This window comes from Blautia massiliensis (ex Durand et al. 2017), assembly GCF_001487165.1.
Classification (GTDB): Bacteria; Bacillota; Clostridia; order Lachnospirales; family Lachnospiraceae; genus Blautia_A; species Blautia_A fusiformis.
The window spans coordinates 958210-972919 of sequence record NZ_LN913006.1; the positions used below are offsets into that span (position 1 = coordinate 958210).

Annotated in this window: 16 protein-coding genes; 14 read left to right on the plus strand and 2 right to left on the minus strand. The window is 46.8% G+C overall.

Features of this window, described 5'->3' with window-relative positions; all coding sequences use genetic code 11:
* Positions 1-21: 21 nt before the first annotated feature.
* From BN3261_RS05365 to BN3261_RS05425, 13 genes are all read left to right on the plus strand, one after another.
* A complete protein-coding gene (locus BN3261_RS05365) occupies positions 22-813 on the plus strand; it encodes an NYN domain-containing protein (protein ID WP_022426781.1) in 792 nt (263 codons plus the stop codon).
* Complete coding sequence (locus tag BN3261_RS05370; protein ID WP_059085652.1) at positions 810-1772, plus strand: tRNA dihydrouridine synthase; 963 nt, start codon at positions 810-812, stop codon at positions 1770-1772. Before BN3261_RS05365 ends, BN3261_RS05370 begins: the two co-directional genes overlap by 4 nt.
* On the plus strand, positions 1769-2314 hold the full coding sequence (locus BN3261_RS05375) for a DUF2284 domain-containing protein (protein WP_015524841.1): 546 nt from the start codon (positions 1769-1771) through the stop codon (positions 2312-2314). Before BN3261_RS05370 ends, BN3261_RS05375 begins: the two co-directional genes overlap by 4 nt.
* A gap of 84 nt (positions 2315-2398) precedes the next feature.
* Positions 2399-2662 (plus strand): YabP/YqfC family sporulation protein, encoded by a 264-nt coding sequence (locus BN3261_RS05380; RefSeq protein ID WP_059085653.1) that lies wholly within the window; start codon positions 2399-2401, stop codon positions 2660-2662.
* On the plus strand, positions 2662-3867 hold the full coding sequence (locus tag BN3261_RS05385) for a sporulation protein YqfD (protein ID WP_059085654.1): 1206 nt from the start codon (positions 2662-2664) through the stop codon (positions 3865-3867). Before BN3261_RS05380 ends, BN3261_RS05385 begins: the two co-directional genes overlap by 1 nt.
* The gene (locus BN3261_RS05390; RefSeq protein WP_022426778.1) at positions 3860-4885 is read left to right on the plus strand and encodes a PhoH family protein; all 1026 of its coding nucleotides are present in this window, start codon (positions 3860-3862) and stop codon (positions 4883-4885) included. The genes BN3261_RS05385 and BN3261_RS05390 overlap by 8 nt, the downstream gene beginning before the upstream one ends.
* On the plus strand, positions 4882-5376 hold the full coding sequence (ybeY, locus tag BN3261_RS05395; protein ID WP_015524845.1) for an rRNA maturation RNase YbeY: 495 nt from the start codon (positions 4882-4884) through the stop codon (positions 5374-5376). Before BN3261_RS05390 ends, ybeY begins: the two co-directional genes overlap by 4 nt.
* A 77-nt stretch (positions 5377-5453) precedes the next feature.
* Positions 5454-6503, plus strand: a complete 1050-nt coding sequence (locus BN3261_RS05400; protein WP_235812342.1) for a DUF3048 domain-containing protein — start codon at positions 5454-5456, stop codon at positions 6501-6503.
* Positions 6504-6537: 34 nt separating this feature from the next.
* A complete protein-coding gene (gene proB, locus BN3261_RS05405) occupies positions 6538-7401 on the plus strand; it encodes a glutamate 5-kinase (RefSeq protein ID WP_059086874.1) in 864 nt (287 codons plus the stop codon).
* Positions 7402-7417: 16 nt separating this feature from the next.
* Positions 7418-7639, plus strand: a complete 222-nt coding sequence (locus BN3261_RS05410) for a DUF896 domain-containing protein (protein ID WP_044960849.1) — start codon at positions 7418-7420, stop codon at positions 7637-7639.
* On the plus strand, positions 7617-8177 hold the full coding sequence (locus BN3261_RS05415) for a 5-formyltetrahydrofolate cyclo-ligase (RefSeq protein WP_021650534.1): 561 nt from the start codon (positions 7617-7619) through the stop codon (positions 8175-8177). The genes BN3261_RS05410 and BN3261_RS05415 overlap by 23 nt, the downstream gene beginning before the upstream one ends.
* A 43-nt stretch (positions 8178-8220) precedes the next feature.
* Entirely contained in the window at positions 8221-9471 is a 1251-nt protein-coding gene (locus BN3261_RS05420) for a glutamate-5-semialdehyde dehydrogenase (RefSeq protein WP_110925755.1), read from the plus strand.
* Between the two features lie 112 nt (positions 9472-9583).
* Positions 9584-12646 (plus strand): hypothetical protein, encoded by a 3063-nt coding sequence (locus BN3261_RS05425; protein WP_059085655.1) that lies wholly within the window; start codon positions 9584-9586, stop codon positions 12644-12646.
* A 90-nt stretch (positions 12647-12736) separates the two neighbouring features.
* On the opposite strand, the gene BN3261_RS05430 is transcribed toward BN3261_RS05425, so the two are convergent.
* Positions 12737-13468, minus strand: coding sequence for an ABC transporter permease (locus BN3261_RS05430; protein ID WP_021650531.1), 732 nt, complete (start codon positions 13466-13468; stop codon positions 12737-12739).
* Positions 13469-13522: 54 nt separating this feature from the next.
* On the minus strand, positions 13523-14365 hold the full coding sequence (locus BN3261_RS05435) for an ABC transporter ATP-binding protein (RefSeq protein WP_059085656.1): 843 nt from the start codon (positions 14363-14365) through the stop codon (positions 13523-13525).
* Positions 14366-14481: 116 nt separating this feature from the next.
* Between BN3261_RS05435 and BN3261_RS17655 the strand changes: the two genes are divergently transcribed.
* On the plus strand, positions 14482-14637 hold the full coding sequence (locus BN3261_RS17655; protein WP_173722276.1) for a hypothetical protein: 156 nt from the start codon (positions 14482-14484) through the stop codon (positions 14635-14637).
* Positions 14638-14710 lie beyond the last annotated feature (73 nt).

Sequence of the window (14710 nt, forward strand, 5' to 3'; positions counted from 1 at the left end):
TAAACAGAAAAGGTTGGATTTATGGACAACGAATTAAGAATTGCAATACTGATCGATGCAGATAATGTATCAGACAAATACATCAAGATCATCGTGGATGAAGTGGCAAACATCGGCATAGCCACCTACAAACGGATCTATGGAGACTGGACCAGTGCACGGCTTTCCTCCTGGAAAAAGGTTCTTCTGGAGGATTCCATCATTCCTATCCAGCAGTACAGCTATACCACTGGAAAAAACGCCACCGATTCGGCGATGATCATTGATGCCATGGATATTCTGTATTCCGGAAATGTGGATGGATATTGTATTGTTTCTTCGGACAGTGATTTCACCCGTCTGGCAGCAAGGCTCCGGGAATCCGGAATGCTGGTCCTGGGTATGGGTGAGGAGAAGACGCCGAAGCCGTTTATTTCCGCATGCAACCAGTTTAAATATCTGGATCTTCTCTACCGCAACCAGCAGGAGGAAGAGAAGAAGGAAGATCTGGCTACTGCAGCAGAAGCTAAAAAATCCGGAAACAGCAGCAAACAGAGCAGCTCCGGCTCCAGGAAGAACAAAGATCTCAAGCGGGTGCGCAAGGCCATTAATGCCATCATCGAGAAATTTTCTGACGAAGAGGGATGGCTTTCCTCCGGACAGCTGGGCGATCAGCTTGGGAAACGACTTCCGGATTTTGATGTGCGTAATTACGGATATTCCAAGCTGACCCCCTTTATCAAATCTCTGGGAAATTATGAGACAGGCAGGATCCCCACAGGAAGCGGAGGGAGAAAGCAGATCTATTTCCGGATGAAGGAGGATAAACAATGAAGAATTATCTGGCACCTATGGAGGGCGTAACCAACTGGGTTTACCGGAATGCATATCATGATTGTTTTTATCCCATGGATAAATACTTTACGCCCTTCATCACTGCCAAGCCCAATAAACGTCTCAGCAGCAAGGAGATCAAAGAGGTATCACCGGAAACCAACGGAGATCTTCCGGTGATCCCCCAGATCCTGACCAACAATGCGGAGGATTTTGTGAAAACAGCCCATATCTTCCGGGATGAATACGGACACAGGGAAGTAAATCTCAATCTGGGATGCCCCTCGGGAACTGTCACAGCCAAGGGAAAGGGTGCCGGTTTCCTGGGCGAGCCGGATAAGCTGGAACGTTTTCTGGATGAGATTTTCGAAAAGACCGGGATGGAGATCTCCATAAAAACAAGAGTGGGAACGGATTATGAGGAAGACTGGGAACGGCTTCTTGAGATCTACGGCAGATATCCGCTGAAGGAGCTGATCATCCATCCACGCCTTCTGAAGGATCATTATAAGGGGATTCCCAGATATGGACTGTATGAGGAGGCAAGGGAAAAGCTGAAGGTTCCCCTGGGATATAACGGGGATATTTTTTCAGTGGAGGCTTATCAGGAAATCCGGGAGAAATTTCCGGATGCAGACAGCGTCATGTACGGAAGAGGCCTGATCGCAAGGCCCTATCTTCTGGATGCCATTATGCAAAAAGAAGACGGAGAGGATCACCGGGAAGAATACCGGAAAAAGCTGCGGCAGTTCCATGACCGTCTTTACCGGGATTATCAGGAATATCTTTCAGGAGAACGAAATGTACTTTTCCGCATGAAGGAATTGTGGAGTTATATGGCACCGGGCTTTACCAATTATGCCAGATATCTGAAAAAGATCAAAAAATCCCAGCATTTTGGTGACTATGAGGCAGCAGTTATGAGCCTTTTTGGAGAACAGGAGATCTTAAAGGTATGAACAGTATAAAAGAAAAATTTGATGAGTTTATTTCCCAGTATCCCATTTTTGAGTATCGTGTGCTGGATACCGGGGATATTAAAGTACAGTCACGTGTGCGTACGATCTGTAAACAGGAATGTGAACGTTATGGGAGCACATGGGCCTGTCCTCCGGCAGTGGGAGAGCTGTCAGAATGCGAAAAGAAGATCCGGAGCTATCCGAAAGCAGTTTTCTTTTCCAGCGTTGCGGAGGTATCGGATATCATGAACATGAAGGAGATGCTTTCCACAAGAATGGAACACGAAGCGCTTACAGAGAAGGTACGTGATTTTCTGGAGGGAGAGGGCTATGAGACCTTTACGCTTTCCACGGAATCCTGTGACTTCTGTGAACGCTGTGCCTATCTGGACGGAAAACCATGCCGTTTTCCGGAGCATATGCATCCATGTCTGGAAAGCTATGGCGTGGTAGTCAGTGAGATCGTAGAAAAGGAAGCTATGGAATATAATCTGGGTGGAAATACCATTCTCTGGTTTTCCATGGTGCTGATCCGCAGATAAAAGACAAAAAGCAGATACAGTGAAAGATACATAAGAAGAAATCCTCCGGCATAGATTAATGATAAAAGCCGGAGGATTTTTTTAATGAGAAAAATGTCAGCTTTTCTGGAGCTTCCCGAGGAACCGGCATTTCGGGAGGTGCAGGTGATACTTACGGGAAAACGCCGGGCAGTGATCGAAAATTACCGGAATATCCAGAGCTATACAAGGGAGGAGATCCTGATACTGACACCTTCCGGTAGACTTGTGATCCGTGGGAAAAACCTTGTGATCCCCTGCTACACAACCCTTGAACTATGTATCCGCGGGCAGATCGAAAGCATTACGCTGGAGGAGGGAAATAAGTAATGGTCCCAGGTTTTGTGCGGGTTTCTGTTAAGGGACAGCAATGTCAGCGGTTCGTGAACCTTTGCAGAGGCAGGGAAATGGATCTGAAAAGGATCATCCGCACCGGTGAGACGGAGCTTCAGCTGACTATGAAGGTAGCGGATTTTCTGCAGATCTCGCCACTGCGGAGAAAAACAGGGGTACATATCCACATCCTGAAAAAAAAAGGGCCTTTGTTTTTTCTGCTTTTCTGTAAAAGAAGAAAAATGATCCCCGCGGGGTTTCTGGCAGTTTGCTGCCTCCTTTTTTTTCTGTCAGGCAGAGTGTGGAACGTTGAAATTCGGGGAAATATTTTAAATCCCACACCCCAGCTGATGAGCTTTCTGAAAGAGCAAGGGGTCTGTTTCGGAGTATCCAGAAAGAAGATCAGCTGCAGTGCACTTGCAGCTTCCCTGCGAAGAGAATTTCCGGAGATCACCTGGGTGTCAGCCGGATTTTCGGGAACGGGCCTGCGTTTTGAGATCCGGGAGGGAACTGCCGGAGAAAAAGCAGAGCCGGAAGAAAGAGCATGCAGTCTGTTTTCAACCCTGGACGGTGTGATCGATTCCATGGTCACACGGCAGGGAACTCCTCTTGTCAGGGCCGGGGATGAAATAAAAAAAGGCCAGGAACTGGTTTCCGGGATCGTGGACATCACCGATGACAGTCAGGAGGTCATCCGCTATGCATATGTTCAGGCAGATGCGGATATTTACATCCGACATACCATTGCCTATTACGATACCTTTCCGTTGGACATAGAGAAAAAGGTGTGGTCCGGTAAAAAGAAAACAAGGCTTATTTTTCAGCTGGGAAACTGGTTTCTGGATTTTTCCTCTCCTCTGAAACAAAATGAGGAATGCCTCGTCAGCCGGGAACCTCTTTTCAGTATCGGGATTTTTCGTTCTCCTGTTACCCTGGGGATCGCTGCGATCGGGAAGTACGAAGTACAGAAAGAGCAGCTGACAGAGGATGCCGCAAAAAAACAGGCCATACAAAGGCTTTATGCCTATGAAGAAAAATTAATAGAAAAAGGGGTTCAAATATCTGAAAATAATGTTAAAATAGAAATAAATCACCAGGACTGCGTCAGCAGAGGCACTCTTACCGTCATTGAACGGACCGGAAGAGAAGCCCCCACAGAAAAAAAGACGCAGCCAAAAGAAAGGACACCAGAGGATGGCTAGCAGCATTATCGAATTATATGTGGATGTGCCGGCAGACCGCCAGGCGAATATTTTCGGACAGTTTGACGAGCATCTGAAGCTGATCGAACGTACTCTGAACGTAACCATGATCTTCCGTGACGGTTCTCTTAAGATCCTGGGAAGCCAGGAGGGAGCCACACAGGCTAGGGCGATCGTGGAGGAACTGAACACACTTGCGGGCAGAGGCAATACCATCACACAGCAGAATGTGAATTACGCACTTTCCCTTGCCATGGAGAAGATCGGCTCCGTGATGGAGGAGATCGACAAGGATTTTATCTGTAATACCATACAGGGCAGACCCATCAAGCCCAAGACTCTCGGACAGAAGGATTATGTGGAACAGATCCGTAAGAAGATGATCGTGTTCGGTGTGGGACCTGCCGGAACTGGCAAAACCTATCTTGCCATGGCTATGGCAGTAACTGCTTTTCGCAATGAGGAGGTTTCCAGGATCATTCTTACCAGACCCGCCATTGAGGCAGGCGAGAAGCTGGGATTCCTTCCTGGCGATCTCCAGAGCAAGGTCGATCCCTATCTGCGTCCTCTTTATGACGCATTGTATCAGATCATGGGCGCAGACAGCTTTGCCAAAAACATGGAGAAGGGGCTCATAGAGGTTGCCCCTCTTGCCTATATGAGGGGACGTACACTGGATAATGCCTTCATCATCCTAGATGAGGCACAGAATACCACACCTGCCCAGATGAAGATGTTCCTGACCAGGATCGGCTTCGGTTCCAAGGTAATCATCACAGGAGATGCATCCCAGAAGGACCTTCCCAGGGATGCCACGTCTGGTCTGGATGTGGCGATGAAGGTGCTGAAGAAGATCGATGACATCGGATTCTGTCAGCTGACCAGCAAGGATGTTGTACGTCATCCACTTGTACAGCAGATCGTACAGGCCTATGACGATTATGAAAAAAAACAGAAGCCTGCCAAATCCAGGAAGGATGACAGGTATGCTGTAAAAAATAAGGAGTACAGAAGATGACCATAAATATCGAATATGAGACAGATCAGGAGCTGGGCATTGACTATGCTGCCCTTGCATCCCAGGTTGCGGACAAGGTTCTTGAAATGGAAAAATGTCCCTATGACGGACAGGTCAATCTTGTCCTGACAGACAACGAGGAGATCAAGAGGGTAAATACGGAATTCCGGAATATCCAGGCTCCTACGGATGTGCTGTCATTTCCTATGATCCCCTTTGAGACACCGGCGGATTATTCCGTTGTGGAAGAGGATGAGTCCTATTTTGATCTGGACAGTGATGAACTCCTTCTTGGAGATATCATGATCTCCGTGCCCAAGGTTTTTGCCCAGGCAGAGGAATACGGACATAGTGTGACAAGGGAATTCTGTTTCCTGGTGGCACACAGTATGTTGCATCTTCTGGGCTATGATCATATGACAGAGGATGAGGCGAAGGTCATGGAAGCCAAGCAGGCAGCGGCACTGAAGGAGCTGGGGATTAACCGTTAGTACAGCGAATGACTGCGGGCTGTCCCACGGAAAAGCTAAGCGGAAAACTCTTCCGCTTTAAGAAAAGGAGGTAATATATGAGAATGAAAAAGACAGGTATCCTGGCAGGTATCACAGCTGCATGCATCTGCATTGCCCAGACTGTTCCCGCTTTTGGAGCAGGGCAGGATCTGGTAGGCTTTGTCCCCAATGAGGAAAAGCAGGAAGAAACCCAGGTAAAGAGCTATCTTACCGGCGAAGATGTTCCGGAGAGCATTGGACGGAGAAGACCGGTTGCCGTGATGATGGGCAACAACAGTGTCGGAGCTCCCCAGAGTGGTATCGGACATGCCGGTGTTGTCTACGAAGCGCCGGTGGAAGGTAATATTACCCGTCTTATGGGCATTCTCGAAGATTACGATGAGCTGGAACGGATCGGTTCCGTTCGCAGCTGCCGTGACTATTATCTCTTTTATGCCAACGAATTTAATGCGATCTATGCCCACTACGGACAGGCTGCCTATGCACTGCCTTATCTGGAACAGCATGTGATCGATAACCTCAACGGGATCCAGATTGGCAAGCTGGCTTTTTTCCGCACAACAGACAGGAAGGCACCTCACAATGCCTACACAGATGCCAGTCACCTTCAGGCAGGCATAGATGCTATGGGATACAGCCAGGAATATAAAGAAGAATATACCGGACATTATCTTTTTGCAGAAGATGGTACAGAGACTGTACCGGATGGGATCACAGCCAGCCTTGTGAAGCTGGATAATTTTACTGACAATCATCCCTGGTATGAATACGATGAGGAGACAAAGGAATATAAGAGATTCCAGTTTGGCAAGGAACATGTGGATCAGCTGGATAATGAACCGCTTACCTGCGACAATATCATCCTTCAGTATTCATCCTGCCCGGCCTACGATGGAAACGGCTATCTGAATATTGATGCCATTTCCGGCGGAGAGGGCAAGTTTATTACCAGAGGCAGAGCCATTGATATCCGCTGGGAGAAGGATTCTCCATGGGGGATCACCCATTATTACGACGGAAATGAACAGGAGATCCGCCTGAATCCGGGTACTACCTGGGTGGAGATCGTACAGAATGACAGGATCGATTCCGTTACTTATCAGTAAGACTAATATACAGGTATCAGGAGAAACAAAAAACATGAACGCAAATTACAGGGAACGACTGAAAGACAAGAAACGCATCGTTATCAAGATCGGATCATCATCACTGATCCACGCAGAAACAGGAAGACTGGATTTCCGTAAGCTGGAGATCCTGGCCAGAGAGCTCAGCGACCTTCACAATCAGGGGAAAGACGTAGTGCTGGTATCCTCCGGAGCCATTGCGGTAGGTGCAGCTGCACTGGGGATGCAGGGAAAGCCGGCAGAGCTTGAGAAAAAGCAGGCCTGTGCAGCTGTGGGACAGGCCAGGCTGATGACCATTTATCAGAAGCTTTTCGGGGAATACAATCAGATGGTGGCACAGATCCTGATGACTAAGAATACCATGGTCAACAATACCAACCGCAGGAATGCCCAGAATACCTTCCAGCAGCTTCTGGCAGAAAAGGTGATCCCTATTGTAAATGAGAACGACTCGGTATCCTCCTACGAATTCCAGAACCTGGTAAAATTCGGAGACAACGATACCCTTTCCTCTGTGGTTGCTGCACTGATCGATGCGGATCTTCTAATCCTCATGTCCGATATTGACGGTCTTTTTACAGACGATCCCAATTCCAATCCGGATGCACAGTTTATCGACATTGTAGAAAACATGGATGACAATATGCGTAAGCTTGGCAAATCCTCCACAGGAAGTAATGTAGGCACCGGCGGAATGGCGACCAAGCTTACCGCTGCGATCATCGCCACTGCGGCAGGAGCGGACATGGTCATTGCCAACGGAAATGACTTCCACAACATCCACAGGATCGTGGAAGGCAGGAGCTGCGGAACATTATTTGTAGGAAACAAGAAGGAAGAATTCTTCCTCATTGATTATATCGAAAAACTGCTTTAAGGAGAATAACATTATGATGGACAATATCAAGATCGACAGGATCAACGCACTGGCACATAAACAGAAAAGTGTAGGTCTTACCGAGGAAGAAAAGGTGGAACAGGCGAAGCTTCGGAGAGAATATCTGGATGCAGTGAAAGGAAATCTCCGTGCGCATCTGAATAATATCGATATCAAAGAAAAGGATGGCAGCATCACCAATCTTGGAGAAAAATATGGAAGAAAAAAAGGAAATTAGAAAAAAGATCTTCAAAGCCAGAAAAGAACATACCGATGCCTGGATCCGGGAAAACAGTCTCCGGATCACAGAGGCCCTGACACAGCTTCCGGAATACCGGAATGCAGAACGGATCATGGCATACGCAGATTATAACCATGAAGTGATCACACGCTATATCATCGAGCAAGCCTGGAAAGACGGCAAGGAAGTGGCAGTGCCAAAGGTTTTCGGAAAGGATATGGTATTTTACAGACTGACCGATTTCAGTCAGCTAGAATCCGGCTACTTCGGGATCCCTGAGCCAAAGGAAGACGGAGAAACGGTTTCTTGGGAAGAAGCCATGATGGTCATGCCCGGGGTGGCTTTTGACGTGAATTGCAACCGGGTAGGCTATGGCGGCGGTTTTTATGACCGTTTTCTGGAAAAACATCCGGAGGTCTGCCGCGTTGCAGTAGGATTTTCCTTCCAGATCCTTTCGGAGGTTCCCACAGAGCCTACGGATATCCGTCCGCAGGTCATTGTGACGGAAGAGAATATATACCGCGATGCACAGTAAGATATTGCTGTAAAGACAGAAAGAAAGGCAGGAATATTTGGAAATGAATGAAATGCTTGAAAAACTGGGACAGAATGCGAAAGATGCGGAGACAGTCCTTCGAAATCTTTCCACAAATGACAAAAATATAACCCTGGAAGCTGTGGCAAAGGCTCTTGTCACTCATACCGATGAGATCCTGAAGGCCAATGCCCTGGATGTGGAAAACGGTAAAATGAATCAGATGCCGGAAGGACTGATCGACCGTCTGATGCTGACACCGGAGAGGATCGAAGGAATGGCAGACGGACTTCGTCAGCTTACCGGTCTTGAAGATCCCATCGGGGAAGTTACCGGTATGAAAAAACGTCCCAACGGACTTCTGATCGGACAGAAACGTGTTCCCTTAGGTGTGATCGGCATCATTTACGAAGCGCGTCCCAATGTTACCTCAGATGCATTCGGTCTCTGCTTCAAAACCGGAAATGTCGTGATCCTGAAGGGTGGAAGCGACGCAATTCATTCCAATACTGCCATTGTCAACTGTATCCGTGAGGCATTGAAGGCCTGCGGCATTATCGAGGATGCTATCCAGCTGATCCAGGATACCTCCAGAGAAACGGCTGCGGAATTTATGAAGCTGAACCGGTATGTGGATGTACTGATCCCACGTGGCGGAAGAGGACTGATCAAAGCAGTGGTAAACCAGAGTACGATCCCTGTCATCGAGACCGGAACCGGAAACTGTCATATCTATGTGGACGAGACTGCAGATCTTCAGATGGCAGCGGATATTGTGATCAATGCAAAGACCCAGCGTGTGGGCGTATGCAATGCATGCGAATCCCTTCTTGTAAACCGTAAGGTGAAGGACGATTTTCTGCCGGTGCTGGCCGGACGCCTTAAGGAGAAGCATGTGGAGGTCCGTGCAGATGAAGCAGCAAAGGCTCTGATGCCGGGAGCAGTTCCTGCAACAGAAGAGGACTGGGGAACGGAATATCTTGACTATATCCTTTCTGTAAAGGTAGTGGATTCCGTGGAGGAAGCCATTGCACATATCAATAAATATAATACAAAGCATTCGGAGGCTATCATTACCAATGATTACACCCATGCCCAGAAATTCCTGGATGAGGTAGATGCAGCGGCAGTTTATGTGAACGCTTCTACCAGATTCACCGATGGAAATGAGTTTGGATTCGGTGCGGAGATCGGGATCAGCACCCAGAAGCTCCATGCAAGAGGCCCAATGGGACTCCTTGCACTGACCACCACCAAGTATATCATTTATGGTAATGGACAGGTACGTCCGTAAGACAGATAAAGTAAAGCGGATTCTTTGGTCCGCTTTACTTTTTTGAAGCGTTGTGCTATACTTTTTTGTAATTGGATTTAAACAGACTAACTCATAACAGGAGGACTTATAAATGAAAAAAAAGCAGCTTTTTGCAGTCCTGCTTGCAGGTTCCATGACTGTTGGAATGGCACCTGCCGCAGCGTTTGCCGCTGAAGATACCGGAGCGGTAACAGAGGCAGAAGCATCGACTGCAGACGAGAATACAGAAACACCAGATGACGGAGCGGCTGTGGATGACCAGTCACAGAGTGAAGCCGACGCCCAGGCAGAAGCAGCAGCCCAGGCTCAGACAGAGGCAGAAGCACAGGCAGCAGCCCAGGCCCAGGCAGAGGCCGAAGCGCAGGCAGCAGCCCAGGCCCAGGCGGAAGCACAGGCAGCAGCTCAGGCTCAGGCGGAAGAGGCGCAGCAGGAGCAGACGGAAACAACTGCAGAAGCAGCAAATGCCGTTGTAAAGACAGCAGAAGATCTTAAGAATGCGATTAAAGGGGCTCCGGATTTTACAGGTTCTATTGATGATACGGAAGAGAATCTTTATGCTTCTTCTTATAAGATCCTGATCAGTGAATCTTTTGCTCTTACAGAGCCGATTACGGTTCCTGAGAATAAGAATATTGCAATTTTCAGTGTGCAGGGAAGCGAAACCACAGTCAGCCGTGGAGCAGTAACCGGTGATATGTTTAAAGTAAGCCCTGGTAGTATTTTGTCCATGACCAAGAATGACGGAGATGGCACCACAACAATTGGTAAACTTCTTATCAATGGAGCCAAAGCTGATGGAACACAGGCAGAGGGTTCTATTATTTCTGTAGATGCAAATGCAAAATTTGTAATGACTACAGGTGTTACTCTTGCTAATAATTCATCCACATCCGCAGGTGCGGCAATAAAGAACAGTGGTAAACTTATCATTACCGGTGGAGAGATCAAAGACAACGTATCTGCAGGTGGAGCTGTTTACAGCACAGGTACAGTTTCACTTAAAAAAGGTGAGGGTGCGTCTGATGACGAACCAAAGATCATCGAGAACTATACAAGCGCAGAAAAGAGCGTAAAATCCAATATCGTATTAGGACAGCAGGATCAGAGTGCTGGAAGTATCATCATTGCCGGTGCATTTGAGAACCAGAATATTGGATATTCCGTAGAGAATCCGGCAGTTGACTATACAGTTTTCCAGAAACCTGAATCTTTAGATGCAACTGCATTTGAAAAAGCAGTTAATGCGATGAGCTATGAGGGCGACCAGAGTTATGGAATAAATACAGCTACAGGTCAGCTTGTTTCTAACAGACCAACGGTTAATATTGATAATGCTACGAGTAAAGAAGCAAATACAGTTTCTGTAACCTTCACATCTGATAAAGCAGGTACATATTACTATAAATATGTTGCAAAAGGTGCGGAAGCTCCGACCATCGAGACAGCTACAGAAGGTGGAATGGTTAAGGCAGGAGAAACCACTTCCCTGAAACTTACCAACGTCACAGACAAGACTATTGACCTTTATGTATGGGTAAAAGAAAGTGAAAGTGGTAACGCCATTGTTGGTGAAGGTGTAAGGAAGGATATTGCAGTAACACAGGCAGAGAAGCCAAAACCGACAGCGCCAATGGTTAATCTAATCAGCGCAAAAAGAAAAAGTGCAACAACTGCAGAAGTAGTTCTTCAGTCCGATAAGAGCGGTACATGCTATTATAAATGGGTGGCAAAAGGAGCGGATAAACCTTCCATTAGCACAACTAAAGACAGCAAGATTGAGATCACTGAAAACAAAGATTTTAAGATTGATCTGAAAAATCTGAAAGGTGATGCGATTGATCTCTATGTACAGGTAGTAGCGAAAGATGGATCAGAGTCAGCAGTAACAAAGATTGCAACTGTTGCTTTGAAAGAAACAGCGAAAACACCTGCGAAGATTTCCAACGTAAGCTACAAATGGAAAGGTCATACATCTGCTACTGTAACTATGCGTTCTGATAAAGCTGGTGTGTACTATTATAAATGGGTAAATCGTGGTTCCAAAGCTCCGACAGTTGATAAAATGAGCAAGGGAAAAAATGTTTCTGCAAATAAGGATTTCACGATCAGTTTGAAAGATTTGGATGCAAACAATGCAATTGATGTTTATGTGAGCATCAAAGGAACTGATGGAACTGTAAGTACACCAAAGAAGATTGCATTGGATGAAGCTAAGCGTCCGGCAAATGTCAGATGGGTTGGATTTTCATGGATCAACCATACATCTGCGAATGTTACTCTTATTTCGAATAAGAGCGGTACCTGTTATTATAAATGGGTTTCTCGTAACAGTGATGGCACGTCTGCCACTCCGAAAGATCTTACATCTACCGGAAAACAGACAACATTTACTGCTGATAAGAAATTTAATATCGGTCTTGAGGATTTAGATTCTGACAACCCAATTGATCTTTATATCCAGATCAAAGATAAAAATGGTGTTTTGACAAATCCATTGAAAATAGCATTTAAAGAAGATTCCAGACCGAAAGTTGCAGATCCAACTCCGACTGACACACCGAATGCATACATCCCGGATGTAAAAGAGAGCATAGTACAGGGACTGGATGAGGCAATTCAGTTCTATCCGAATCAGTTCTATCCATTTACTGTAATTGGTGCTGGAACAACCAATCAGGATCCAAATGAGGGTGATGTGAAATGGGTTCCGGTTTACTGGAGTACAGCTGCAAACCCAAAACAAAGCCAGATTCATACAGCATGGAAGATTGGTTCCGGCAAGGGAATCAACAAAGACGCTACATACAACCTGTACGTATTCTTCAAGAAATACATCTACACGGGTGGTCAGTGGCAGGAGACAGACACCATTGAATCCGCAGTATATCAGTTTAGATCTGCAAAACTGACACCTACCGGAACTCCAGGAGCAGACGGTACATACGGTACCGGCGGCCAGACAGGTTCTGATCCGGATGCAACTATAACAGGAGAGGCATCTGCAACATCCTCCAACGGAGGCAACGGAACCAGATCTAAGAATGCAGTATCAACAGCCGATAACTCACCGATCGGAACCATGTCCGCACTGGCAGTGGCATCCCTTCTTGCAGGTGGATATGTGATCGTGAGAAGAAGAAAAAAGGACATCTAAACGCACAATAGCCAAAATAGCATAACAAATAAAAAAATCACCGGTTTTCCGAAAGAACAGGAAAGCCGGTGATTTTTTGTAAAGATAAATTTACAGATTTTTTTTCTTATAGATAAACCAGGAAGCTGCAATGCTGAATGCAATGAGATAGACTGTCAGGATCAGGACACTGAGGTAATTGACTCCACCGCCGGAAGCAATGGTACGGATCAGATGACTGGTCTGTGACAGTGGAAGAGCAGCTACAAAATTCCCAAGAAAGCCCGGGATCTTCTCTGTAGAGAAGAAGGTGTTGCACAAAAAAGCCATTGGCATAATGATATAATTGGAAAAACGAGGTACATCCGCATGGTTTTTGGCAAGGAAAGAAACCACAACGCCGATGGCTGAAAATACAGCACCGTTGAGGAACATCACCAGTAATGACCATCCGTTGAAAACAAGACCGGTTCCGATCGGCATGGTCAGAAGAAGGATGATCCCTCCTGCATAAAGCCCGCGGAGACTGCCTCCGATGATCTGTCCGGCAATAAACTGCCACAGAGGTGTCGGAGATATCATAACCTGGTCAAAGGCTTTCTCGTAAAGACGCTGCACATTCAGATTCTGTGCGATAGCATTAAAGCTTCCGTTCATTGTAGTCAGTGAAACCACACCCGGGATCAGGAAATTCAGATAAGGCTCTCCGTGTGAGGAGGTCTGGATCCCCATTCCAAAAACGATCAGATACATCAGCGGCGCGATCATGGCCGCCAGCGTGATCTTATAGAAATCCCTTCGGAACTCCACCCATTTTTCCCATAAAATAGTAAGTATTCCCATGATAATTCATCGTCCATTCTGTTAAATTATAAGATAACTGTGGCTGACGCCGGCTTATCGCTGCATCAGATGCCTGCCTGCGCGCTCCACAAAAACATCCTCCAGAGTTGTCTCCCGAAGGGTGCACTGTCCGTCCAGAGAGGACAGAAAAGAGATGGCCTCTTCCCGACTGTGGAAGTAGTGGCTTTTTGCCCCTTCCGGTGTTTCCTGATCTACGGTGTATTTGCCCAGGCCGTCGATCAGGCCCGATGGAGTATTGATCTCCTCCAGCTTTCCGTGATCCATAAGTGCTACCCGGTTGCAGAGAGACTGTGCCTCTTCCATATAGTGGGTTGTCAGAAGAATGGTCAGATTTTTTCCGTTCAGCTGACGGAGAAGATTCCACATCTGTCGTCTGGATAGCGCGTCCATGCCTGCAGTGGGCTCGTCCAGAAGAAGGATCTCCGGACTTGTGAGAAGTGCCCGGCATACCATAAGCTTTCGTTTCATACCACCGGAAAGCTTCCTTACAGTCCGCTTGCGGAAGGGAAGAAGTCCGCAGAAATCCAGAAGCTCTTCAGTTTTCCGTTTAATCTCTTTTCGTGGCATGAAATAAAGACGGCCCTGATATTCCATGATCTCGTCCATGTTCATATCCTGGCGCATGGAATATTCCTGCGTGATCACGCTGATCTTGCGCTTCAGATCCGGTCGGTTGCGTCCAAGTGTCTGCCCATCAATGAGGATTTCGCCCTCTGTGGGCAGGAGCAGAGTGGAAAGCAGACTGATCGTGGTGGTCTTTCCGGCACCGTTGGGTCCCAGCAGACCGAAAAATTCGCCGGTTTCTATGCGAAGATCCAGAGAATCCACAGCAGTAAAATTGTCGAATTTTTTTGTGAGATTTTTTGTTTCGATCATCTCTGTTCATTTCCTTTCGTTTGTATGCAAATTTCACTCTATTATACTGGAAAAGAAGAGACATTTCAACAATTCTGAGATGTTCTTTACAGAAAAGCAAAAAGGCGCAGCGGCAGATGATGGAAAATTTTATGGAAACGCTGCAGTCCCTGCCGGAGCAGGTCGAGATTTTTGACGAGGGAGCATGGTACGCACTCTGCGATTACATCACGGTCTACAGTAAAGATGATGTTCGGGTGACATTCCAGAACGGAACGGAAATCAAGGTGTGAAAAACATAAGAGATTAAGAACGCGCTCCGCAGAAAAATGTGGAGTGCTTTTTCAGGGCGAGAAGATAGAACCT

What these genes read in the sequence shown, in the direction of transcription:
- BN3261_RS05365 (WP_022426781.1), top strand. Translation starts at nt 22, where the DNA reads ATGGACAACGAATTAAGAATTGCAATACTGATCGATGCAGATAATGTA.
- BN3261_RS05370 (WP_059085652.1), top strand. Translation starts at nt 810, where the DNA reads ATGAAGAATTATCTGGCACCTATGGAGGGCGTAACCAACTGGGTTTAC.
- BN3261_RS05375 (WP_015524841.1), top strand. Translation starts at nt 1,769, where the DNA reads ATGAACAGTATAAAAGAAAAATTTGATGAGTTTATTTCCCAGTATCCC.
- BN3261_RS05380 (WP_059085653.1), top strand. Translation starts at nt 2,399, where the DNA reads ATGAGAAAAATGTCAGCTTTTCTGGAGCTTCCCGAGGAACCGGCATTT.
- BN3261_RS05385 (WP_059085654.1), top strand. Translation starts at nt 2,662, where the DNA reads ATGGTCCCAGGTTTTGTGCGGGTTTCTGTTAAGGGACAGCAATGTCAG.
- BN3261_RS05390 (WP_022426778.1), top strand. Translation starts at nt 3,860, where the DNA reads ATGGCTAGCAGCATTATCGAATTATATGTGGATGTGCCGGCAGACCGC.
- ybeY (WP_015524845.1), top strand. Translation starts at nt 4,882, where the DNA reads ATGACCATAAATATCGAATATGAGACAGATCAGGAGCTGGGCATTGAC.
- BN3261_RS05400 (WP_235812342.1), top strand. Translation starts at nt 5,454, where the DNA reads ATGAGAATGAAAAAGACAGGTATCCTGGCAGGTATCACAGCTGCATGC.
- proB (WP_059086874.1), top strand. Translation starts at nt 6,538, where the DNA reads ATGAACGCAAATTACAGGGAACGACTGAAAGACAAGAAACGCATCGTT.
- BN3261_RS05410 (WP_044960849.1), top strand. Translation starts at nt 7,418, where the DNA reads ATGGACAATATCAAGATCGACAGGATCAACGCACTGGCACATAAACAG.
- BN3261_RS05415 (WP_021650534.1), top strand. Translation starts at nt 7,617, where the DNA reads ATGGAAGAAAAAAAGGAAATTAGAAAAAAGATCTTCAAAGCCAGAAAA.
- BN3261_RS05420 (WP_110925755.1), top strand. Translation starts at nt 8,221, where the DNA reads ATGAATGAAATGCTTGAAAAACTGGGACAGAATGCGAAAGATGCGGAG.
- BN3261_RS05425 (WP_059085655.1), top strand. Translation starts at nt 9,584, where the DNA reads ATGAAAAAAAAGCAGCTTTTTGCAGTCCTGCTTGCAGGTTCCATGACT.
- BN3261_RS05430 (WP_021650531.1), bottom strand. Translation starts at nt 13,468, where the DNA reads ATGGGAATACTTACTATTTTATGGGAAAAATGGGTGGAGTTCCGAAGG.
- BN3261_RS05435 (WP_059085656.1), bottom strand. Translation starts at nt 14,365, where the DNA reads ATGATCGAAACAAAAAATCTCACAAAAAAATTCGACAATTTTACTGCT.
- BN3261_RS17655 (WP_173722276.1), top strand. Translation starts at nt 14,482, where the DNA reads ATGATGGAAAATTTTATGGAAACGCTGCAGTCCCTGCCGGAGCAGGTC.